This window comes from Oceanisphaera sp. IT1-181 (genome assembly GCF_033807535.1).
Classification (GTDB): Bacteria; Pseudomonadota; Gammaproteobacteria; order Enterobacterales; family Aeromonadaceae; genus Oceanimonas.
Genome location: NZ_CP136856.1, coordinates 2,455,228 through 2,476,656, shown reverse-complemented (window position 1 = coordinate 2,476,656; position 21,429 = coordinate 2,455,228). Strand labels below are relative to the sequence as shown.

The 21,429-nt window shown below is 51.1% G+C and carries 17 protein-coding genes and 1 riboswitch; of the genes, 11 read left to right on the top strand and 6 right to left on the bottom strand.

The window, feature by feature from the left end:
• The first annotated feature begins 2 nt into the window (after positions 1-2).
• From nqrE to dinB, 5 genes are all read left to right on the top strand, one after another.
• Positions 3-599, top strand: a complete 597-nt coding sequence (gene nqrE, locus R0134_RS11025) for an NADH:ubiquinone reductase (Na(+)-transporting) subunit E (RefSeq protein WP_087037575.1) — start codon at positions 3-5, stop codon at positions 597-599.
• A gap of 25 nt (positions 600-624) precedes the next feature.
• Positions 625-1,848 (top strand): NADH:ubiquinone reductase (Na(+)-transporting) subunit F, encoded by a 1,224-nt coding sequence (gene nqrF, locus R0134_RS11020; RefSeq protein ID WP_087037577.1) that lies wholly within the window; start codon positions 625-627, stop codon positions 1,846-1,848.
• Positions 1,849-1,956: 108 nt separating this feature from the next.
• Positions 1,957-3,015 (top strand): FAD:protein FMN transferase, encoded by a 1,059-nt coding sequence (locus tag R0134_RS11015; protein WP_319781967.1) that lies wholly within the window; start codon positions 1,957-1,959, stop codon positions 3,013-3,015.
• A gap of 1 nt (position 3,016) precedes the next feature.
• Positions 3,017-3,241: a (Na+)-NQR maturation NqrM gene (gene nqrM / locus R0134_RS11010; RefSeq protein WP_319781966.1), complete on the top strand. Its 225-nt coding sequence runs from the start codon at positions 3,017-3,019 to the stop codon at positions 3,239-3,241.
• Between the two features lie 146 nt (positions 3,242-3,387).
• Positions 3,388-4,446, top strand: coding sequence for a DNA polymerase IV (gene dinB / locus R0134_RS11005; RefSeq protein ID WP_319781965.1), 1,059 nt, complete (start codon positions 3,388-3,390; stop codon positions 4,444-4,446).
• Positions 4,447-4,609: 163 nt separating this feature from the next.
• Here the strand turns inward: dinB and R0134_RS11000 are convergent, their stop codons facing one another.
• The 3 genes from R0134_RS11000 to R0134_RS10990 all read right to left on the bottom strand — a co-directional run bounded on the left by R0134_RS11000 (position 4,610) and on the right by R0134_RS10990 (position 7,563).
• Entirely contained in the window at positions 4,610-4,792 is a 183-nt protein-coding gene (locus R0134_RS11000; protein ID WP_319781963.1) for a hypothetical protein, read from the bottom strand.
• 498 nt (positions 4,793-5,290) lie between these two features.
• Positions 5,291-5,770 carry a hypothetical protein gene (locus R0134_RS10995; protein WP_319781962.1) on the bottom strand — a complete coding sequence of 160 codons (480 nt, stop codon included), beginning with the start codon at positions 5,768-5,770 and terminating at the stop codon, positions 5,291-5,293.
• A gap of 326 nt (positions 5,771-6,096) precedes the next feature.
• Positions 6,097-7,563, bottom strand: a complete 1,467-nt coding sequence (locus R0134_RS10990) for an aminoacyl-histidine dipeptidase (RefSeq protein WP_319781960.1) — start codon at positions 7,561-7,563, stop codon at positions 6,097-6,099.
• 846 nt (positions 7,564-8,409) lie between these two features.
• On the opposite strand from R0134_RS10990, the gene gpt reads away from it, so the two are divergent.
• The 6 genes from gpt (at position 8,410) to R0134_RS10960 (ending at position 15,642) form a co-directional block, all read left to right on the top strand.
• Complete coding sequence (gene gpt / locus R0134_RS10985) at positions 8,410-8,874, top strand: xanthine phosphoribosyltransferase (protein ID WP_319781958.1); 465 nt, start codon at positions 8,410-8,412, stop codon at positions 8,872-8,874.
• Between the two features lie 239 nt (positions 8,875-9,113).
• Entirely contained in the window at positions 9,114-9,512 is a 399-nt protein-coding gene (gene crl, locus R0134_RS10980) for a sigma factor-binding protein Crl (protein WP_319781957.1), read from the top strand.
• 120 nt (positions 9,513-9,632) lie between these two features.
• Positions 9,633-10,736 carry a glutamate 5-kinase gene (gene proB, locus R0134_RS10975; protein WP_319781956.1) on the top strand — a complete coding sequence of 368 codons (1,104 nt, stop codon included), beginning with the start codon at positions 9,633-9,635 and terminating at the stop codon, positions 10,734-10,736.
• A gap of 72 nt (positions 10,737-10,808) precedes the next feature.
• Positions 10,809-12,065, top strand: coding sequence for a glutamate-5-semialdehyde dehydrogenase (locus R0134_RS10970; protein ID WP_319781955.1), 1,257 nt, complete (start codon positions 10,809-10,811; stop codon positions 12,063-12,065).
• Positions 12,066-12,241: 176 nt separating this feature from the next.
• Positions 12,242-12,670: a hypothetical protein gene (locus R0134_RS10965; protein ID WP_319781954.1), complete on the top strand. Its 429-nt coding sequence runs from the start codon at positions 12,242-12,244 to the stop codon at positions 12,668-12,670.
• Between the two features lie 227 nt (positions 12,671-12,897).
• Positions 12,898-15,642 carry a DUF2339 domain-containing protein gene (locus R0134_RS10960; RefSeq protein WP_319781953.1) on the top strand — a complete coding sequence of 915 codons (2,745 nt, stop codon included), beginning with the start codon at positions 12,898-12,900 and terminating at the stop codon, positions 15,640-15,642.
• Between the two features lie 288 nt (positions 15,643-15,930).
• Here R0134_RS10960 and R0134_RS10955 read toward each other — a convergent pair whose 3' ends face one another.
• The 3 genes from R0134_RS10955 to R0134_RS10945 all read right to left on the bottom strand — a co-directional run bounded on the left by R0134_RS10955 (position 15,931) and on the right by R0134_RS10945 (position 21,428).
• Positions 15,931-18,009: a TonB-dependent receptor gene (locus R0134_RS10955; RefSeq protein WP_319781952.1), complete on the bottom strand. Its 2,079-nt coding sequence runs from the start codon at positions 18,007-18,009 to the stop codon at positions 15,931-15,933.
• Between the two features lie 80 nt (positions 18,010-18,089).
• Positions 18,090-18,194: riboswitch (TPP riboswitch) on the bottom strand.
• Between the two features lie 202 nt (positions 18,195-18,396).
• The gene (locus R0134_RS10950) at positions 18,397-19,605 is read right to left on the bottom strand and encodes an NAD(P)/FAD-dependent oxidoreductase (RefSeq protein ID WP_319781950.1); all 1,209 of its coding nucleotides are present in this window, start codon (positions 19,603-19,605) and stop codon (positions 18,397-18,399) included.
• A 500-nt stretch (positions 19,606-20,105) separates the two neighbouring features.
• Positions 20,106-21,428: a cytosine permease gene (locus R0134_RS10945; RefSeq protein WP_319784356.1), complete on the bottom strand. Its 1,323-nt coding sequence runs from the start codon at positions 21,426-21,428 to the stop codon at positions 20,106-20,108.
• Position 21,429: the final 1 nt, after the last annotated feature.

The window sequence follows — 21,429 nt, the reverse complement described above, 5'->3', positions numbered from 1 at the left end:
GCATGGAACATTTTATTAGTTTGTTTGTTCGTGCCATTTTCATCGAAAACATGGCATTGGCCTTCTTCCTCGGCATGTGTACCTTTTTGGCAGTATCGAAAAAGGTAAAAACCTCGTTTGGTTTGGGCGTAGCGGTAGTCGTGGTATTGACCTTAGCAGTACCGGTCAATAACTTGGTTTACAACTATGTGCTGAAAGACGGCGCCTTGGTTGATGGCATTGACTTGAGCTTCTTGAACTTCATTACCTTTATCGGTGTTATTGCAGCACTGGTTCAAATATTGGAAATGTTGTTAGATAAGTTCTTCCCGGCACTCTATAACGCCTTGGGCATCTTCTTGCCGTTGATCGCAGTAAACTGCGCCATCTTCGGTGGTGTGTCGTTCATGGTACAGCGCGATTATAACTTTGCCGAGTCCATCGTTTACGGCTTTGGCTCAGGTGTAGGCTGGATGCTGGCAATTGTATTGTTAGCCGGTATACGCGAGAAGATGAAGTATTCAGATGTGCCTGAAGGGCTGCGTGGCTTGGGGATTACCTTTATCTCTGCCGGCCTGATGGCAATTGGCTTCATGTCTTTCTCTGGCATATCCCTGTAATCCGGTGATAGAAAAGGAATAAACGATGGAAATCATTCTAGGCGTGGTCATGTTCACCGTGATTGTGCTGGTCCTAGTAAGCATTATCCTGTTTGCTAAGTCCAAGCTGGTTGCGGAAGGGGATGTGATCATCAGCATCAACGATGATCCCGATAAGGCGATCACCACAGGTGCCGGCGGTAAATTGCTGGGTGCCTTGGCCAATAGCGGTATCTTCGTCTCGTCTGCGTGTGGCGGCGGCGGTACTTGCGGTCAGTGTCGGGTACGCATCTTGGACGGCGGCGGTGAAATACTGCCCACTGAGCTTGATCATATCTCTAAAGGCGAAGCACGCCACGGCGAGCGCTTGGCTTGCCAGGTGAACGTCAAGCAAGATATGAAAATTGAACTGCCGGAAGAAGTGTTTGGCATCAAGAAATGGGATTGCGAAGTCTTGTCTAACGACAGCAAAGCGACCTTCATTAAAGAATTGAAGCTGAAGATCCCGAACGGCGAAAGTGTACCTTTCCGTGCCGGTGGTTATATTCAAATTGAAGCGCCGCCGCATCACGTTAAGTACAAAGACTTTGATGTACCAGAAAAGTACCGTGAAGACTGGGACAAGTTTAAGATCTTCGAACTGGAGTCTAAAGTAGACGAGGAAACTATCCGCGCTTACTCGATGGCTAACTACCCAGAAGAAGAAGGCATGATCTTGTTGAACGTGCGTATTGCCACGCCGCCGCCCCGTAACTGGGACGCGCCTCCGGGCATTATGTCTTCGTACATCTGGTCGCTTAAGGCTGGTGACACCACGACTATTTCTGGTCCTTTTGGTGAGTTCTTCGCTAAAGACACAGATGCAGAAATGGTGTTTGTGGGCGGTGGTGCCGGTATGGCGCCGATGCGTTCGCACATCTTTGACCAGCTCAAGCGCTTGGATTCTAAGCGTAAGATCAGCTTCTGGTACGGTGCACGCTCACGTCGCGAAATGTTCTATGTAGAAGATTTTGATGGCTTGGCAGCAGACCACGATAACTTCCAGTGGCATGTAGCCTTAAGTGACTCTACACCTGAAGATGAGTGGGACGGTTACACTGGCTTTATCCACAACGTGCTATATGACAACTATCTGAAGGATCACGAAGCGCCGGAAGATTGTGAGTACTACATGTGTGGACCACCGGTGATGAACGCCGCCGTGATCAATATGCTCAAAGACTTGGGCGTAGAAGAAGACAACATTATGTTGGATGACTTTGGCGGTTAAACAGGTGGCTAAACTGGCGGTAACACAGTCGGTTAAAAAGCCGGTTAAGCGGCTGTGAAGCACAGCTGCTTAACCTCTCTTGTTCAAATACAAGATGATGAGATCTAAATGAGCTCTTATGTAACTAAATGGCTGGCCCCAATGGGGCTGGCCTTTTTATTGGTCGCCTGTAAGCCGGCCGAACTCTCAGTACCCACCGCGAATGCCGAGCAACACCTGACCGGCAATACCATGGGTACCTACTACTCCATTAAAGTGTTGGGCGTCGATAAAGACGAGACTCAGCGCTTACAAACCGGTATTGACCAACGCTTAGACTTGGTTAACCAGCAAATGTCTACCTATCTGGCCGACTCTGAACTGAGCCGCTTTAATCAGTCGACAAGCTCAGGCCCCTTTGCCGTATCAGCAGATACCGCCAAAGTAGTAACCGCGGCGCTGCAGTTAGGTCGCCAAACCGAACACACCCTGGATGTGACGGTAGGTCCACTGGTCAACTTGTGGGGGTTTGGCCCAGATGAAAGACCGGTGCAAGTGCCGACTCAGCAGCAGTTAGACGACACTATTGCGTACACTGGGCTGCAACACTTGCGCGTTGCCTACGACGTTGAGGGCCAGTATTTATACAAAGCCATTCCTGAGCTGTACGTAGATTTATCGTCGATTGCCAAAGGGTTTGGCGTGGACGCTGTGTCTGAGTATTTGAGCGAGCAGGGCATCAGTAATCACCTGGTCGAAATTGGCGGCGAAGTGCGGTTAAGCGGTCATAACGGCCATAATAAGCCTTGGGCTATCGCGGTTGAAAAACCTCATAACGATGATGCTCGCAGTGACGAATTAGTGCAGCAAGTGGTGCTGCCGGGTAATAACAGCGTGGCTACCTCGGGGGATTATCGTAATTATTACGAGCTGGATGGCGTGCGCTTATCGCACACCATAGATCCCAACACCGGTCACCCTATTACCCATAACTTGGCATCCGTGACAGTAATTCATCCCTCCTGTATGATTGCTGATGGACTTGCTACGGCATTAACGGTGATGGGGCCCGAGCGCGCTCTTGCCTTTGCCGAACAACATAAGCTTGCTGTGTATCTGCTAACCAAAACGGACGATGGCTTTAGAGTAGATATGACCAGTGCTTTCAAAAAGTACTTAAGAGGTTGATATGCTGTATTTTCTGATAACCTTTGCGGCGTTTGGCTTGGTCTTTTTCGCCATGGCCATTGGCTATATTCTGCAACGCAAGACCATCGCCGGCTCTTGCGGCGGCTTGGGCAGTGTGGGCATAGATAAAGCCTGTGACTGCGACGACCCGTGCGAATCCCGCCAGAAAAAAATCGCCAAAGCAGAAGCCAAGCGCCAGATGCTCGAAGAAAATCGAATTATTTGAGGTCTGTGAAGGGTAAAGTGTAAAGAGTGAAGGGGACGAGCAAAGCGTAGCTGATAAGCTCTAAACTAAAATTAAACGCCGCCGGCTAATCAAGGCGGTGTTTTACTCTTCACCCTTTACACCTCACTCATCACCGTCTGTTACCCATGCGTAAAATCATTCATGTGGATATGGACTGCTTCTATGCGGCAGTGGAAATGCGTGCTCGTCCTGAGTGGCGCGATATTCCCATGGCCATCGGTGGCCTTGCCCATCGCCGTGGCGTGATTGCCACCTGTAATTATCCTGCCCGCGCCTTTGGTATTCACTCGGCTATGTCTAGCCATCAAGCCTTGCAACGTTGCCCACACTTATTGTTAGTGCCCGGTAATATGGCCAGTTACAAAGCTGTGTCTTTGCAACTGCGTGACATCTTTCAGCGCTACACCGACTTGGTTGAGCCGTTGTCATTAGACGAAGCCTATCTTGATGTGACCGACAGCCCTTGGTTTGCCGGCAGTGCCACCCGCATTGCCGAGCATATTCGTACCACTATTTTTCAAGAGCTGCAGCTCACTGCCTCGGCGGGGGTAGCGCCCAATAAATTCTTAGCCAAAATCGCTTCCGATGAAAATAAGCCCGACGGCTTATTTGTATTGCCGCCATCTAAGGTGGCAGATTTTGTGCATCAGTTACCGCTAACTAAGATCCCAGGTGTGGGCGCAAAAACGGCCGAAAAGCTAAACGCACTGGGCTTAACCCATTGCCATCAACTATTGGATTTTGGTGAAGCTGAGCTGGTGCGGCGCTTTGGTAAATTTGGCGCTCTGTTATGGCAACGGGGGCAGGGCATAGATGAACGGGAAGTGCAGCCGCACCGCATTAGAAAATCCGTGGGCGTAGAAACCACACTGCTGGAAGATATTCAGCAGCCAGAGCAAGGGTTAACCGTGCTAGCCGAACTGTGGCCAGAGCTGGTGAGACGGCTCAACAACCGTGCCATTAAGGGCTTATGTCTGAAGCTCAAGTTTGCGGATTTTACCCAAACTACCTTGTCGCGGCGCACTCATCTTTTAGATGCTGCATTGGCCGAGCAGTTATGTATTGAAGTGTGGCAACGAGCACAGGGGCGAGACGTACGCTTAGTGGGCATCAGCGTAGAGTTAGATCATGAACCGCAAGAGGCGAGCGACGTTGAGCGCCAGCAGCTAAGTTTTGATTGGTGATGAACACAGCGCCGATCGTCAAGAAAGTGGCTTTGAATTTGTAGCTGCCCGTCTCTTTGGTAAAGAGGACTTCGGCAGGCCAGCATAGCTGGAAGGTTTTTTATAACAGCGTAACGATAAGCCAAGCACAGAGTAAGGTTTTTCTATCGACTGACCGTTAACGCTAGTCTTGTTTCTTGGTTACCACAGCCGTACGGCTGGTTTTATCGCTTTCAAGTCGTTTTTCATTACTGCTGATGGCTTCTTTGTTAGCCTTAGCGGCATGACTGCTAAGAGACTCGGCATTAGCGGCGCCTAAATAGCCGGCGCTTAATGCAAGAAACAGGGCAACTGAGGTGGTTTTCATGTTCGCTCCTTATTGTATGAGTGAATTCGTATCAATGCGTTTTTGTGCATGATTTTTTAGAGATGAGTTATTACCCTAACAGCTTATTAACTGATAAAGAACTGCTAATTGCTAGCTGTTAATCGCCATAAGTCAAATTTAGGCGCTAGTTTATGCTGATTAACAAAGCCTTACGCCTTACGTTTTGCGCCGTACGTTCAACATAAACCCCGCACTTTGATATAAAACTTGGCGACCAATAATACCAAAAGATATACAGCGCTAAACAAGCTCCGTAGTGGCTGCTTCAGCTGCTAAATCCAGCTACAACTGCGACTAGTCGCTGAGCGTCGACCCTTCTCGCGTGGGTAGGGCATAAAAAAGCCCCGAGTTGTATGCAGTTCGGGGCTTTTAAATTTAGGGCAGAACAGCAGCTTACGCTATGTACTCTCTATATTGTTCAGAGGCCCAGTTTTGCTCTTTGTGTATAGCGTACGGCCTACAGCGTAAAGCTAGGTGTTATAAATTACTTTCTTCTTGCCAGCCAAAGTTGGACTGGGGAGCTTGCTGTTGCTGCCCTTGATTCGCGTCTTGGTTGTAGCCTTGGTCGGAACCATAGCTGTCATTTGTGTTGGTGGAGCCTGCATTCGAGTTATAGCCTTGTGGATTAGCTGAGCGCTGGCTTTCGCCATAGGTGTAGTTCAGGTTAGAGCCGGTGGGCTGACCATTTACCGGCGGCGCTAACTCTATATTAGAACGATTGGCGCTGGGGCTTTCGATAGCGGGGCGATCACGGCCATCATCTAATGCCGCTCGCGCGTCTTTGGGCGTTTCATTGCGGCGGTCATTTTGAATGCCGGGTGCTAACTTTCGGGTTTCATCCAGTATTTCCCGCCCGAAATTAACCACACCGCTAAAAATATTGTCGGCCATGGCCGGCAGCGCGAACAGCGTTAGCGCTAAACACAGCGGCGCTTTTTTAATCCAGATGCGTGTCATGGCAAAACCTCTGTCTATGAGTTTGAAAAATAAGTTAAATCGATAACAAGAAAAAGTGAGCAAACTTACAGAGAAAATTGTTCACCATTAGTGACCAAAGCATAAGCTAAAAACCGTGACAGATACACAAGCCCGTCACAGTCGAAGACGCAGCATGACGCACTTAACTTATGGTCCTTACTACAGCGCCGAGCATCCGGCGCCCAGCTAATTAAAGACCCTGTGGTGTTTCGCTATTTCTCGTTCCTATGCGCAGCAACGGAATGCGAGGTGTAAGTTTTTTCTTACTCGGCGCTTGGGGCCGGGCGCTGGGCGCTTTTTATAACTTACAACTTAGTTTCAGGAATAAGCTTAAGCACACTGACCAGCAGTTGCCAAAAACGCGCCACTGCATCTATGTGTACTCGCTCGGCGGGGGAGTGAGCGCCTTGAATAGTTGGGCCAAACGACACCATATCCCAGTGCGGATAAATGGCTTTAAACAAGCCGCATTCCAGCCCCGCGTGTATCACTTTTACCTCGGGCACCACCCCAAACAGCTGCTGATGAGATTGCAGCAACAACTGCATAATGGCCGAGTCCGGATCAGGCTGCCAGCCTGGGTACGCCCCTGCAAACTGGCAGTCGGCACCGGCTAAGCGAAACACCGCCGCCGTGGTGGCGGCCACTTTATCGCGGCCCGCATCACTTAAAGAGCGAATTAAACATTGCACATAAATGTGCTCTGCTTTGGTATCTATCACGCCTAAGTTAGTGGAGCTTTGTACCACACCGTCCATATGGCGGCTCATGGCCATCACCCCATGGGGGCAGGCCAGTAGAGCGGCACTTAAGCGACGCTGCAAATCAATGCTCATGATGCGCGTTGGAAGCCCAGCTGGTTTGAGTTCAAGGCAGATAAAATCATCCACGCCTTTATACTCTTCCTGATAAGCCAGCTGCAAGCGTTCGACCAGTTGCGTTAAGGCGTCGAGCGAGGAGCTCGGCAGCGTAAACAGGGCCGCTGCTTCCCGAGCGATGGCATTGCGCAGCGTGCCGCCGCTAACTTCTGACAGCCGCACCTGCTCCAGCTTTTCTGTCTCGACCAATAGCTCAGCCAACAGTTTATTGGCACTGGCTCGGTTTTGATGAATATTAATGCCGGAATGCCCACCGCGCAGGCCAGTAATGCTTAAGCGCATCGCTTGATGGCTGGCCGGCACTTCTTCTGCCTGATAGTGCAGGGTTATATTGGCATCCACACCACCGGCGCAGCCCATATACACATCACCGTCTTGCTCGGAGTCGGTATTAAGTAAGATCTCGCCTTGCAACAAGCCCGGCGCTAAACCAAAAGCACCGGTCATGCCACTTTCTTCATCGACCGTGAGCAGCACTTCTAAGGGCCCGTGTTGCACTTTGTTATCGGCCAATATCGCCAAACACGCCGCCAAACCAATGCCATTATCGGCGCCGAGCGTGGTGCCACGGGCGCGCACCCAATCGCCGTCAATATAAGGCTGAATGGGATCCTTGGTAAAGTCATGCTCAACATCTGCATTGGCTTGGGGCACCATGTCCATGTGCGCCTGCAAAATCACGCCTTTGCGACTTTCCATGCCCGCAGTGGCGGACTTTCGAATGATCAGGTTGCCTATGGTGTCTTGTATCACAGTTAACCCTTGGGTTTGTGCCCAGTCGGTTATCCATTGACGCAAGGCCGCTTCATGACCCGAGGGATGAGGAATGCTGCAAATGGTGTCGAAAAATTGCCACAACAAGCCCGGCGAAAGGGTGCGAATAGAAGAGGACATCAATACCTACCTGATTGAAGAAGCCATAACCGAGCTGCTAGCTTAACGCTTGCCCTGCAAATTTGCCAAATGGTTAGGGTCTGTTGACCTTTCGCGGTTAAATTTTGTTCGAGTTAAACGCGTTTTATCGCGATGAGAGGTGAGTAGCTTAGTCATTCTAAGTAAGTATCTCTCAACAAAGAGAAAAAGGCGTTTAGCCGCACCCGAAGGGCAGCGTTTGTGATGCCTTTCTACGGTGTTATCGCTCGTATTTATGGAAAAAGTGGAGAGTGACTAAGTGATCTTGCGTAACTGATGTGGAAGTATTCGACCATATGGCTTAGCAGTGTTGGCTCCGGAGCGTTATGCATCCACACCTGTTATGCCGGATTACTTAAGTAATGCTGCGGAACTAACGTGGATGTTGTCGTAACAGGCTCTTAAAGATTCAAGACTCCTTCGCCACTGTCTTAGCGCTGGGTTTTGACCTTGTAGGTGCAAATTTATTCAGCACGGTTTGGAATTTAGCTTTAGGTTTGGCTCTAAAACTAACCAGCTTCGCCACAGTTTGGAGCTTGGCTATCCACAGCAGTTATGGCGGACTGCTTAATGCTTTGAAGATGCAAGATTTTTCTAGCGATGGGAGCAAATCGACTTACTCTTTCATTTTAGAGGCATTTTGCGAATTTAAACAATAAAGTTCGGTTAATAAAAACTGTAGCTCTGGTCAAGAATGGGCGGGATCTCTATAATGCGACCATTGTTTGCTCATTGTCTGGCAAAAGCGGGTCGCTAAGGCTTGTTTTAAGCGTCAATCTAGCAGCGGTGACCATTTTATCTCGAAGCTCACAGCCAAAGGTTCTTTTTATGTCCAACAAATTCGTCGTTACTTGGGACTCTTTTCAGCGCGAAACGCGTAAATTAGCAGCACGCCAGCTCCCAGCCAGCCAATGGAAAGGCATTATCGCGGTAACCCGTGGTGGTTTAGTGCCCGCCGCTATTTTGGCGCGCGAACTCGGCATCCGCCACGTGGATACGCTGTGCATCGCCAGCTACGACCACAATCAGCAGCGTTCAGATTTGCAAGTGCTTAAGCAAGTACAAGGCGACGGTGAAGGATTTTTAATCGTTGACGACTTGGTTGATACCGGCAATACCGCTCGTGTGATCCGTGAAATGTATCCTAAAGCTAAGTTTATTACCGTGTTCGCCAAGCCCCAAGGCGAGCCACTGGTTGACGATTTTGAAGTGCGCGTAACTCAAGATACGTGGATTGAACAGCCTTGGGACATGGGCGTAGTGTTCTCTACTCCTCTTTGCGATCAAGACTAAGCACGACCAAGAATAAGTATGAATAACGCTCAAGATTAAGCCACAAGCTTAACCTTGCGCATAAAAAGGGCTCCTTGAGGGAGCCTTTTTTGTGGCTTACGTATTCATAAGGCCGCCCAGTTGACTGTGTTGTGTCACAGCCTGTTAATATTTCGATGTTTTTTCCTGCAACCATCGTCAGCGGTCTTTACCCCCAACTAAAAAAGCGTTACATATAGATATGTTAACAAGGAGGTGGCATGTCTATAGATAAGGTTTCTCATCGTAAATTAGTGCGGGTGTTTACCGCCATGGGTCCTTACTTGCGCGAGCTAAAATCCTGCGAAACGCAGTATTTTTTCGACTGTTTATCAGTCTGCATGAGCGCGAAAGCCGAGCCTGAGGTAAGGGAGTTTTGGGGCTGGTGGTTAACACTGGATACCAAAGACGGAGAACAGTTTGAGTTCCATTATCAGCTGGGGTTTTACAATGCTAAGGGCGAATGGCTGCTAAAGCCGATTCCCAAAACACATCAAGCGGAAGTTACGCGCACCTTGCGTGATTTTTACGATAAACTCGGTGTCTGCATGGATGGTTTAGCACTGAGTGTACGGCCGTCTGAAGAACAGGGTAAAGATCACTTGTTAAGCCCCGCCTAAGCGAATGCAGGTTTAGCGTTAAGCGCTAAACCTGCTTGATTTGCCTGGATGCGTCTTAGTTTATTATGTTGCCGGCACACTTGCCGGCATTGCTGTTAGTAAGGAGCCGTTGGGCGTTCCATGAAAGGCAAAACCATAGTTGTAAAATTAGGCACCAGTGTTCTTACCGGTGGCACCCGCTGTTTAGATCGGGCGCACATGGTAGAACTGGTGCGCCAATGTGCCAGTCTACACAGAGCTGGCCATCATATTATTGTGGTCACCTCGGCCGCCATTGCCGCCGGTCGCGAGCATTTGGGCTTTCCGGAGTTGGCCAACACCATGGCCAACAAGCAAATGCTGGCCGCCGTGGGTCAAACCCAACTCATTCAAACCTGGCAGTCGCTGTTTAACCTCTACGGCGTACATGTGGGGCAAATTTTGCTGACCCGTGCCGATCTTGAAGACCGAGAGCGTTACTTAAATGCGCGCGATACGCTGCGTGCCTTACTTGCTCACCGTATTATTCCGGTGATCAACGAAAACGACGCCGTGGCCACCAACGAAATTAAAGTGGGCGATAACGATAACTTATCAGCCCGCGCTGCTATTTTAGCTGACGCCGACTTACTGGTGTTGCTCACGGATCAAAAAGGCCTGTTTACCGCCGATCCGCGTAACGACCCCAAAGCTCAACTGATCGAAGAAGTACAAACCATAGATGACACCTTGCGCAAATTAGCCGGTGGCAGCATTGGCGGTTTGGGCACGGGCGGCATGGCAACCAAATTACAAGCCGCCGATGTGGCACGCCGCGCCGGCATTGATGTGGTGATTGCGACCGGTCAAGTGCCGGAAGTGATTGGCCGCTTGGCTAATGGTGATCGCATTGGTACGCGTTTCCCTGCACTCGCCACGCCGCTTGAAAGCCGTAAACGCTGGATCTTGGCGGGCCCACCGCCGCACGGTGAAATTCACATCGATGCGGGTGCTGTTAAAGCAGTGCGCGAAAAAGGCTCTAGCCTATTGCCTAAGGGCATAGTGCGCATTGAAGGCCGGTTTCGCCGCGGTGAAGCTGTGCGTATCGTTAATCCAGAAGGGCGCGAGTTAGCTCGCGGCATTTGCCGCTACGACGCCCTAGAGCTTAATCAAATTAAAGGCCAACACTCAGAGCAAATTGAGTCTTTGTTAGGCTATGGCCACGGTACTGTGGCCATCCACAGAGATGACTTAGTGCTCTTGTAAGCCCAGGCATAAGTGCTGTGGTAAGCACAGACAGCAAGCACGCTTATAAATGTTGACCGGTTAGGAGTAAGTATGAATTTGGAACAGATGGGGCAGGAGGCTCGTGACGCCGCTTATGTGTTGGCTGACAGCTCAACGCGTACTAAAAATCAGGCCTTGTTAGTGATGGCCGATGCCCTAGAAGCCGCGGCGCCACAAATACTAGTGGCCAATGAGCAAGACTTAAACGCGGCGCGCGAAAGCGGCATAGGTGAAGCCATGTTGGACCGCTTAATGCTTAATCCTGAGCGCATTAGTGCCATTGCCAGTGACGTGCGTAATGTGGTGTCTCTGCCCGATCCAGTAGGCTCTGAGTTAGACAGCCGCGTGCTCGAAAACGGTATGCGCTTATCGCGGCGCCGTGTACCACTAGGCGTGGTGGGCGTGATCTATGAAGCTCGTCCTAACGTGACCATCGACATCGCCGCTTTATGCCTAAAAACTGGCAACGCCAGCATCTTGCGTGGCGGGCGTGAAACTTTTCATACCAACCAAGAGTTGGTGAAAGTTATCCAGCAAGCGTTAACCGCAAGCCAATTGCCTGCAGCTGCAGTGCAATACATCAGTGAGCCGGGCCGCGAGTGGGTCAGTGGCCTACTGAAACTAGATGAATACGTGGATATGATCATCCCCCGTGGCGGCGCTAACTTACACAAATTGTGTAAGGAGCAAGCTACCATACCGGTGATCATTGGCGGCTTTGGCATCGGCCATATGTTTGTGGACGATAGTGCCGATTTGGTGCGTGCCATTGAGGTGATTGATAACGCTAAAACCCAGCGCCCCAGTGTCTGCAACACCATAGATACCCTGTTAGTGCATGAAGCGGTGGCAAGTGATTTCTTGCCAAGTTTGAGTGCGCGCATGGCCGAAAAAGGCGTAGAATTGGTCGCCGATGCGGCTGCGTTAGCCTTATTAAAAGATGGCCCTGCCAAAGTTCGGGTAGCCGTGGACGGTGACTTTGACACCGAGTGGTTAGGTTTAACGCTGGGCGTTAAATTAGTGCCTAACGTAGATGTGGCCTTGGCTCATTTACGCCGCCACAATGCCAGCCATTCGGACGCCATTCTTACCAATAGTATGGTAAACGCCGAGCGCTTTATTAATGGTGCGCCCTCTGCTGCCGTATACGTGAATGCCTCCACGCGCTTTACCGACGGCGCCCAGTTTGGCTTAGGTGCCGAAGTGGCCGTATCTACCCAAAAATTGCACGCCCGGGGCCCTATGGGGCTGGAAGAGCTAACCAGTTATAAGTGGATAGGCCAAGCGGATTACTTGGTACGCCCTTAGCCCGAAGGGCCGCGTCACGCTGTACGTTATGCGCCGTACGTGAAAGATAAACGCTGCCTATTTTTAACGGTCGGCGTATCGCGTACAGCGTTTAATTTAACGGCGTATCACGCATAACGTATGACGCATAACAGGCGGCGTTCATCGCCGCCTCACTTCGCCCAAGAGAGGATTTTATGCCATCCAAGTTGTTGGACGCCCTATTGTTGGCGATGCCATTGCCGCAAAATTTGGAAGCCTGGCGCCAGCATCTCAAAAGCCAGCTGCCCTACCCGATACAGGGAGCGCAAACGTTATTTATTGGCGAGCCCACGCTGGTCATAGTGGCTTTTCAGCACGATAAAGTTGAGGTGTTTTTACCGGCCATTCAATGGCGCCATCACGATATTCATACGGCCAAGCCCAGCTCACAAGGTGTTATTGAGCCGCATAATGGCAGCCTAGAGCAGCTATTAACGTTGGTGGAAGAGACTATCGCTATTCGGCTAAAGTCGTTTCACGAATGCAGCTGTTGTGGCAAACGCAGTGCGCCGGAAGTATTAGGTTCATTGCAAGGCGAGCCCGTGTGTCGCGATTGCATCAAAGGCCGCCGCGTGCTGTTTTAAGCACGCCGTACGCTATCCGCGAAAGTAGGCCGCACTTGTTAGCAGCACTTAATTAGCCGCACTTATAAAGAGTGCGGCTTTTTTATGGCCAATAAGCCGACACGCTGTGGTGAGTAATAGCGGCAAAGAAGATAGACTGACGGCTTGTTATGGCGATTTATCACAGAGACATGAGCGCTGGTTTTGGCGTCGGGTGAGCATTTTATTTAGGGAAGAGGGCGAACAGCTTGGAAGTAATACTCATCATTTTAGCGGCCGGGGTCGTGCTGTTTTTTCCCGTAGGCGCGATATTTGGCTTTCTCGCTTACCGAAACCTTAAGCAACAGACCTTACGTATTAACTCACTGAGCCGTGAGGTTAATGAGTTACGCCAGCAAATGGAGCTTAGCCAAGCGCAGGAATTAATATCGCAAGAGCTTAAGCCGCAAGCGCCACAATCCAGCATTCCCATCAAGATTCCCGTCATAAAGACCGCTAGCGCGCCCGCCTCTGCGGATACGGCCATGCCAGCAAGCTCGCCCAACAAACCGACGGTGAAGCCAGCCGCTCAGGCTACCCGTCAAGTTCAAGCGCCGCTGCCGTCGCCATTTATGCAGTCTCTCAAAGAAAACTGGATGGTGTGGCTCGGTGGTTTGAGCTTGGCACTGGCGGGTATTTTTATGGTGCACTATTCGGTAAGCGAAGGCTTATTGGGCCCAGTGCTGCAACTGTTGCTGGCGCTCAGTGTGGGTGCGGTATTGCATACTGCAGCCGAATATTTACGCCGCCGCCATGGGTACCGCGATCAAATTTTTGCCGCACTGGCCGGTGGCGGCAGCGTGACTTTGTATGCGGCCTTGTTGGCGGGCATTCATCATTATCAGTTGATAGGCCCCTTGCTTGGTTTAACGCTACTGGCGGTTGTCTCGCTGAGCACTATGGTGTTAGCACGGCTGCACGGCCCTTTATTGGCGCTGATGGGCTTGAGTGGTGCTTATATAGTGCCGCTATTAATCGACAGTGATGCAGGCAGTATCACCTTTGTGCTGAGTTACAGTGTCTTAATTACCTTTAGCTCGCTGTTGCTGATGCGCTTTGTATTTCGTGATTGGCTTTGGTATGCCACCTTGGCGGGCGCGCTCTTATGGTGGCTGGCGGCATTGTTTACGCCGCAAGCAATCGCACCTGTAATAGGGTTTGAAATCCCCCTATATTTGGCAGTGCTGTTGGCCATTTTTGTGCTGTTAACGGATAAAGATCAGGTCGGCGCACGTCATTTACGCGCGGCTATGCTGAGCCTGTTATTGGCGTGGGGCGTGTCCATTGCCGGTCAGCCTAGTCTTAGCCCCAGCCCGCTGTTCTGGAGCTGGCTGCTGATTTGGCCGGTGGTGTTATGGCTGCCGACGCTAAAAATACCCGCTTTATTACCTGTGTCTGTGTGGGCCAGCCCTAACTCAATTCAACAACATACATTTTGGTATTTACCTTGGGCGGCGGTGATCGCCAGTGCGTTGGGGTGGTTGGCTTATGTGACACGAGCTGGCCTAGACATGATTTATCTGGTGCAGCTGCCGCTTGAGCTGCACGTTTCCTTTATCAGTTATTTGCTGTTGTCGGCCTTGTTGTGTGCAGCAGTAGGCTGGTGGCAGTGGCGCCAACAACCCACATCAAAATGTTGGGCTTCTTTTACCTTGCTCAGCCCTTTGGTGTGGTTAAGTTTGGGCTGGATACTGCTGCACGGCATTGAGCCCAGTATTGATTGGGCGCTGGGTGCCTTGCTGGCTGCCACCGTATATGGTGCCTTAGCCAAATTCTTGCAACCTTCTAAAGATGTGCAAAATACAGGCGTACAAAATTTAGCCGTACAGAACGGCGCCGTTTGGGCTGTGTTGGCGAGTCATATCAGTTATGCGCTGGCGGTGACCATGGCGTTGCGCGAGGCCTCACTCACGCTGGCGCTGGCGGTGCAGTTTGTCAGTCTAGTGTGGTTAGCCCGCCAGTATCGGATGCCGCAGCTGTATCTGTTATTAAAAGTGGTCTTGGCCATCGTAGTGGCGCGCCTTACCTTTAATCCTTGGCTGGCGAGTTATGAGCTTAACCAAACGTTAAGCCCATGGAGCTGGGTGTTATGGACCTACGGCGGTAGCACGTTACTGGCTGGCATCGCGACTTATTTATCCGACCGCAGTGACGCCATTCGCCCTTGGCTGGAAGCCGCCACGCTGCACTTGTTGGTGTTATTTTTGGGTGCCGAGCTGCGCTATTGGCTCTACGATGGCGATATTTTTAGTCAGCAATACAGCTTTACCGAAGCCACCATTAATACGCTGTTGTGGGGTGGGCTCAGTATGACTTACCTGCTGCGTGGCCGCGCCGCTCAACAGTTGGCTTGGTTATATGGTGGCTGTGCTTTGCTACTGCTGGGCCTGTCTAGCCTCAGTTATCTGGTATTGATAAGCGTGTATAACCCTTGGTGGGGCGGGGCTGAGATAAGTGACATTCGGCTATTTAATATGCTGCTGCCCGCTTATGGTGGCCCCGTGTTGCTGGCATTAGCACTGGCGATAATGCTCAATCGTTTCCCTCAATTGCTACCAAAATCGGTGGCGATCAGACAGTGGGCATTGGTGGTAGCGGGAGGGGCCTTTATGTTGTTTAGCGCCCTTGAAATACGCCAGCTCTGGCGCGGCAGTGATATGGAGCTTTGGTCTGGCCTGAATAGCGGAGAGCTCTATACCTACTCAGTGGTGGGCATGCTGTACGCCATTATTGGCATTACTTATGCCACTAAAAAAGGCTATCCGCTGATTTATAAAGCCGGCATGATTTTATTGGGGCTGGTGATCGCCAAGATTTTCTTAATCGATATGGACGGCCTGCAAGGCCTGTGGCGTGTGTCCGCCTTTATGGGCTTAGGCTTGGCGTTATTAGGCTTGGCATGGATGCACCAAAAAGTGCAGCGGGCAGCAGGCTTGGTGAAGGGGGATGGGTAAAGAGTGAAGGGGACGACATAAACAAACGCCTAGCACCAAGCGCCGGGCTAAAAAGAAACATGGTTGTTGTAGGCGAACGCTTGCTCTCGCATTGCGCCGCAGGCGGAACGGTTTCAGACAGTAAAGAGGAAAAGGTAGCGCTAACCACCAAGCTAAAAGACCAGCCCGTCTTTTGTAGCCACCTGCTTTAGCTCATGAGTTGTGCTGATGTACGTCTCACAACAAAAAAGCCGCCCTCAATGAGTGCGGCTTTTGTTATTTCTTGCGCAGCGTATACAGGCTGATTATTTAGAACGAATACTTGGTGGTCAGGCCAAACATGCGTGGTGCGCCTTGCTGTACATACTGCTCCGTGATGTAGCCTTTACGCGGGTCGTTCGGGAACTCAAAGCCACGTACCGCATATTCTTCATCGGTGAGATTTTTGCCCCACAAGGTCACAGTCCAGTTATCTAACTGATAACCAAAGCGCGCATTGAGCAGTGCATAGGCGTCCGAACGGGCGTTATGACTGTCGGAGAAATAAAACGCCTCTTTACCTTCCACATCTAAGCCTGAAAACCAGCCGCTGCCATGATCAAAGCTCACGCCAAGCGCAAATTGGTATTCGGGAGCGTGTGCCGCGTCGCGGCCATCAAAGTTGGCACCGGGCTCTTTTAACTCGGTTTGTAGCAAGCCTAGGCTGGCGTGCAAACGCACGGCGTGCGTCGCTTGCCACTGAGCTTGGGCTTCTAAGCCGTAGCTATAGGCTCGATCGGCATTGGCTGTGTAATCTACGTATTCACTGGAGTTATCTGGGCGCACCACTGTGCGTGAGCCATTAATTTGCGCGTCGTCTCTTTGCTGAAAGAACACCGCCACTTGGGTGTGTAAGCTGTCGTCTAACAAGTTATGTTTGGCACCTAACTCGTAGTTCCACAGGGTTTCGGAATCAAAATTGCGCAGTGTGTCAGGCAACTTGCCGTTAGAGTTATAGCCGCCCACCTTGTAGCCACGAGCGATCAAGCCATAGAGCATTTGGGTCTCGCTGGTTTGGTATTCCAGCGCCATGCGCCCACCCCATAATAGTTCGGTGGGCTTGCTGCGGTTGCCGTCACTGTCGCTATAGAGGGTATTATCTTCTTCTAAGCGCAGGCCGTTGATCCAGGTAAGCTTGTCGGTCAGCCCGGTGGAGAGTTCGCCGTAACCCGCATAGCGGTTCGCGTCATACTCACTGGTAAAGGTGCTCGGCAGATAGGTGTAATCGCGGGTTAAATCTGAGCTGCGATGAAAATAATATAGGCCGCCGGTCCAGTCGGTGCTGTCGTTAAATAGCCGAGACTCTTCGGTGGAAATAAAGCGCACATCGACGGTGGCACCGCGCTCGTCCCTTTGGTAATTATCGGTGGCGCTGTAGGTGTCAGGGTGTAGGCTTGGATAGGTCCAGTCTACGTCAAAACCATATTCTAGATCGCTCTTATTGACGCTGATGGATGTTTCCTGAATAAAGTTCTCATTGCCATACCAAGTCGTTTTACCCGACAGTGCCAGCGTTTCTTGGCGGTCGTGGCCTGGGTTATCCGATAAGGTATGGCGGGTATTATCCAGAGAAAAGGCGTCATAACCGTTATCAACATTGGCGTAAAAGGCGGTGAGGTCTAAGTCCAAATCTTCACTGACGGCAATGCGAAACTTAGTGCGCAGCAGGGTTTCATCAATATTGTTAGTGTCGTCGCGATTTAGGTAATCGTTTTTCACAAAACCATCGCTGGTATTGCGCTGGGCGGCAACGCGATAGGAGACATTGTCGCTAATAGGCCCGCCTACGGCCGCCGCTAAGTTCTGGGTGTTGTACTCAGCCACCGTCAGTTCCACATCACCTGTTAAGGTGTCGGTAGGCTCATTGGCGCTAATGTTGATTAGGCCAGCCAAGGCGTTGGCGCCATACAAACTACTTTGTGGGCCACGCAGCACTTCTACCTGTTTAGTGTCCAGCAAGGTGGCACCTAAGGTCATGGCGCTCATGTCTATGCCATCGACCAACACACCTACCGAAGGATTAACTGCACCAATAAACTGGCTGCGCTCGCCCACACCGCGGATCTGGTAATATTTGCCGCGCGAGGCACCGGCGCTCAAGTTTACGTTAGGCGTTTGCGCCAATACGTCTTCAAGATGATTGTTGCCGGGCTTATTGAGCTCAGCTTCATCAATCACGCTTACGCTGGCCGCAGTTTCTTGCAGGCTGTCATCACGAAAGCTGGACGTAACGGTGGTGGTGTCTAGGGTATAAACCTCAGCCGCGACTGCATAAGTCGGTAACGCGGCCATTAGGCCTAAAGCCACGGCTGAAGATACCGCTGAGGGTAAAAAAGGTAATTTTGGCATTTCAAGTCTCCGCATAGATCTATAGGTTATAGATACGAAAACCGGGTAACGACGAGAGCAGGCAGGTGAGAGCAGAGCAAAGCGTTGCGGCTTCCTATTCCTACGCCGGTATTAGCCGGATCAGGTTCAAAGGGTTCGCGTCTGCGCATCTCAGGCAATCGTAACTGCCACCCCTTAGGATATGACTTATGGTTATAAGTCAGTCTGCATTATACCTATTTAGGCATTAAGGTCGAGATTTATACAGCAAAGCTGTTGTTCCTCTGCGACGGGGCCTTAACAAAAGGGGCCTCAACAAAAAAGCCGCGCTCTAGTGAGCGCGGCTGGTGACTGAATTCATCTTTCTGTATCAGCTTTATTTAGGTGCCTGTTTGTTTTCAGCATTTGTTACTTTAAACAACGCCCTCTAGGTTCATCGCTCTCATGCAGCACCACATCCGAGTGCAGAAATTGCGCCGCGTCTGCTGAATCCGTCACTTTAGTGGCGCTGCGCTCTAGCATCTCAGCTTCAAACTCGCCTAACACGCGGTTGCGAATGCCTGCATCGCGCCAGTTCGATTGTGGCCGGCAGCTTCTGACAATAATGCGTGCCAGTGATAATGCATCGAGCAACGCTTGGTTAGCGCCTTGCCCTTTAAACGGGCTCATGGGGTGCGCCGCATCGCCAAGCAATGTAATGGGACCTGCGCTTGCCAATAATTCTGGCGTGAGTAAGGCGCGGTCATACACCGGATAGCCAGAAATTTGTGCATCCTGAGTGGCTGCCAAAATCTGCGGAATGGGCGAGTGCCACTGGGTGCGCTTGCAGGCTTCTGCCTTTAGCGCTGCAGTGCCTTGGGCACTCAAGGCTCTAGCTTCGTTTTCTGCCATAGGAAAGCTTAATTGCCACATCACAGAATCGGCGTCGTAGGGCATGATATAAATACGCTCATGGCCATTGGCGGTTTGAAATACCGTAGCAGAGTCCAGTAAATCACTGTCTACGCCTTCAAGCGCACTTAATGGGCAGATCCCTAAGATCACCATGCAATCCAAATAACGCAGGGAGCTTATGTCGTGCCCCAAAGCTAAGTGGCGAACGACACTTCTAATACCATCGGCACCCACCACCAAGTCCGCTTTGGCGCTTTGTATTTGTCCGTTCACCTCAAAGCTCAGCTCAACGCCTTTATCAGTCTCTTTAAAGTCGACCAACTGATGGCCCCATTTTACGCAGCTGTGTGTATTTGGGAGTTCATTCAGGTGGGCACCCAATTGTTCCAGCAGCGCTAAGCGCAAAGACTGACGGGCGATATGCACGTTAGTGCGCTTAGGCGCAGAAGTGCTATCTGAGTGCAGCCACTTTCTCATGCCCCATTCGCCAAGCACTTTGCCGTCAGTGGTGTGTACCACATGGCGAGTAGACACCACGCCCTTATCGAGAGAGAAAATACCTAAGCCTTCGATGGCTTTGCTCGCTTGTTGCAAGGTGAGGCCATAACCCTGAGAGCGAGCTTCAAAGCCACTATCGCGCTCATAAAGGGTGAACGGAATGCCACGGTGTAAACAGGCCACCGCCAATGCTACGCCGCCAATGCCGCCTCCAATGATCGCCACAGTTGGATAGTTTTCTGTATCGGCTACCGGTGGGGTAAGAGCCGCGATCAGTCCAGATCCGCCACAGTTTGGGCATGAAGATAAGTGTGCTTTAGGGAGAGCAGGAGCCGTGCCGCCGTTCTTTTCAAACTGCGCTAGCGCTGCCTGATAGCTGAGCTTCACTTTCTTGCGGATCTTCTGACTGATCCGGCCGCGCCCCTGACACTTAGGACAAGGCGCCCAGCTGGCTGCTGCAGAACTCTCTACTTCATTCTCTGTTTCGATAGGTAACTTGATGGGTTGGCCCTCATAAGAAAAGCTTAAGCAAACTCTAATTGCGCTGGCGATTATAAGGCAGTAGCGACCACTTTCATTGCTTTAAAGCATGGTTTTGTTTTGTGCTCTGAGAAGATTTTTTCATTCGTCTTAATGGTACTGGCGATGTCAGTTTGGCAGACCATAGACTCCAATAACAAAAAAGGCCCCCAAAGGGGGCCAAAGGTACAACTAACGCTAAAGACTCAGGATTTTGCGGGAACTGCAGCGACACCGGCAGGACGGACAATGGGTTTCATTATCACGTAATAGCCCAACACGCTCACTACCAGCCCGACAAAGAACGCATAGTCGATGAGCACTAGGCTGCAGACGAAGGACAGACCGTAGACCAAGAAGGCCCGCAGGTTGTAATTGTTCTGATAAACGAAGGGTCCCAGAGGGTTATAAAAGTCGTCCACGTTTAACTGACCACGGCGCAACAGATAGAAGTCGGTCAGCATGATACCCGCTACCGGACCCAGCAAACCGGAAGTAATAACGCTGAACCACAGCAGGTTATCGGCAAACACCCAAGGCATCATCAGCAGGCCGATGGCACCGGAGATGGACACACCCTGGCCAAAAGTCAGTCTGGGGAAGACGTTCATCAGGATAAGAGCGGACGGCATCAGGTTGGCCACTGTGTTGGTGGACCACTGGGCAAAGGCGATGGTGATCATGCTCAGGATCAACACGATTGGCGAATTCATGGAGTTCAGTACGATTTCGATCGGGTCCCAAGTGCCGGTGAGGATACCGCCAATCATGCCCACCATCAGAATACCGGAGCCAATCACGATAAGGCCGGAGATCTGGGCGAAAAAGGGCTTGCGGTTACGGATAAAGAAATTCTTGCTGCTGTGGTCGCGAGAGCGCTCCAGCTTACGGGTCATATCCGGGCTGTTCAGACCCATGGTGATCCAGATGCCTGCGATAGCCATTACCGCGAACCAGAAAGATCCATCATTCAGCGAAGGTGCGGCCAGCACGTCACCGATGGTGGCGTTATTGTTATCCAGCAACCAGAAGGTAACCAGACCGATCAGTATGGTCAGCGCCGGAATGGCGACCCAGTCGAACTTGGCCATGGCTTTCATGCCATAGATGGCATTGACTACCTGCAGTACCCCGAAGATCAGGATAAGAATGGTGGTGTTGCTATAGCCTATCCACAACTCCAGTACCTTGCCAATGGCAACGGCCGCCACCCAAGTCTGAAAGCCAAACCAGAAACAGGCAGGAATGGCGCGAAAGGCTGCAGGGATCTTGGCGCCCTGATAACCGAAGCAACTACGGATATAAACGGTGAAGGGAATACCGTAACGCAGTCCAATATCACCAGCCAGAATCAGAATGGTCGTCACAATGGCATAGGCGGCCAGAATCGCACCTATGATAGTCCAAGGAGACAATCCAGGATACAACTGGGCCCCCATGGTGAAGGCTCCCATGTTGATGGTCATGCCCGCCCAGAGCATGGTGAAGTCCCAAATATTGATATCCCGGTCCTTATCCGTGGATGGCATT

Excerpts from the sequence above, each read along its gene's own strand:
- nqrE (WP_087037575.1), top strand. The coding sequence starts at position 3 with ATGGAACATTTTATTAGTTTGTTTGTTCGTGCCATTTTCATCGAAAAC.
- nqrF (WP_087037577.1), top strand. The coding sequence starts at position 625 with ATGGAAATCATTCTAGGCGTGGTCATGTTCACCGTGATTGTGCTGGTC.
- R0134_RS11015 (WP_319781967.1), top strand. The coding sequence starts at position 1,957 with ATGAGCTCTTATGTAACTAAATGGCTGGCCCCAATGGGGCTGGCCTTT.
- nqrM (WP_319781966.1), top strand. The coding sequence starts at position 3,017 with ATGCTGTATTTTCTGATAACCTTTGCGGCGTTTGGCTTGGTCTTTTTC.
- dinB (WP_319781965.1), top strand. The coding sequence starts at position 3,388 with ATGCGTAAAATCATTCATGTGGATATGGACTGCTTCTATGCGGCAGTG.
- R0134_RS11000 (WP_319781963.1), bottom strand. The coding sequence starts at position 4,792 with ATGAAAACCACCTCAGTTGCCCTGTTTCTTGCATTAAGCGCCGGCTAT.
- R0134_RS10995 (WP_319781962.1), bottom strand. The coding sequence starts at position 5,770 with ATGACACGCATCTGGATTAAAAAAGCGCCGCTGTGTTTAGCGCTAACG.
- R0134_RS10990 (WP_319781960.1), bottom strand. The coding sequence starts at position 7,563 with ATGTCCTCTTCTATTCGCACCCTTTCGCCGGGCTTGTTGTGGCAATTT.
- gpt (WP_319781958.1), top strand. The coding sequence starts at position 8,410 with ATGTCCAACAAATTCGTCGTTACTTGGGACTCTTTTCAGCGCGAAACG.
- crl (WP_319781957.1), top strand. The coding sequence starts at position 9,114 with ATGTCTATAGATAAGGTTTCTCATCGTAAATTAGTGCGGGTGTTTACC.
- proB (WP_319781956.1), top strand. The coding sequence starts at position 9,633 with ATGAAAGGCAAAACCATAGTTGTAAAATTAGGCACCAGTGTTCTTACC.
- R0134_RS10970 (WP_319781955.1), top strand. The coding sequence starts at position 10,809 with ATGAATTTGGAACAGATGGGGCAGGAGGCTCGTGACGCCGCTTATGTG.
- R0134_RS10965 (WP_319781954.1), top strand. The coding sequence starts at position 12,242 with ATGCCATCCAAGTTGTTGGACGCCCTATTGTTGGCGATGCCATTGCCG.
- R0134_RS10955 (WP_319781952.1), bottom strand. The coding sequence starts at position 18,009 with ATGCCAAAATTACCTTTTTTACCCTCAGCGGTATCTTCAGCCGTGGCT.
- R0134_RS10945 (WP_319784356.1), bottom strand. The coding sequence starts at position 21,428 with ATGCCATCCACGGATAAGGACCGGGATATCAATATTTGGGACTTCACC.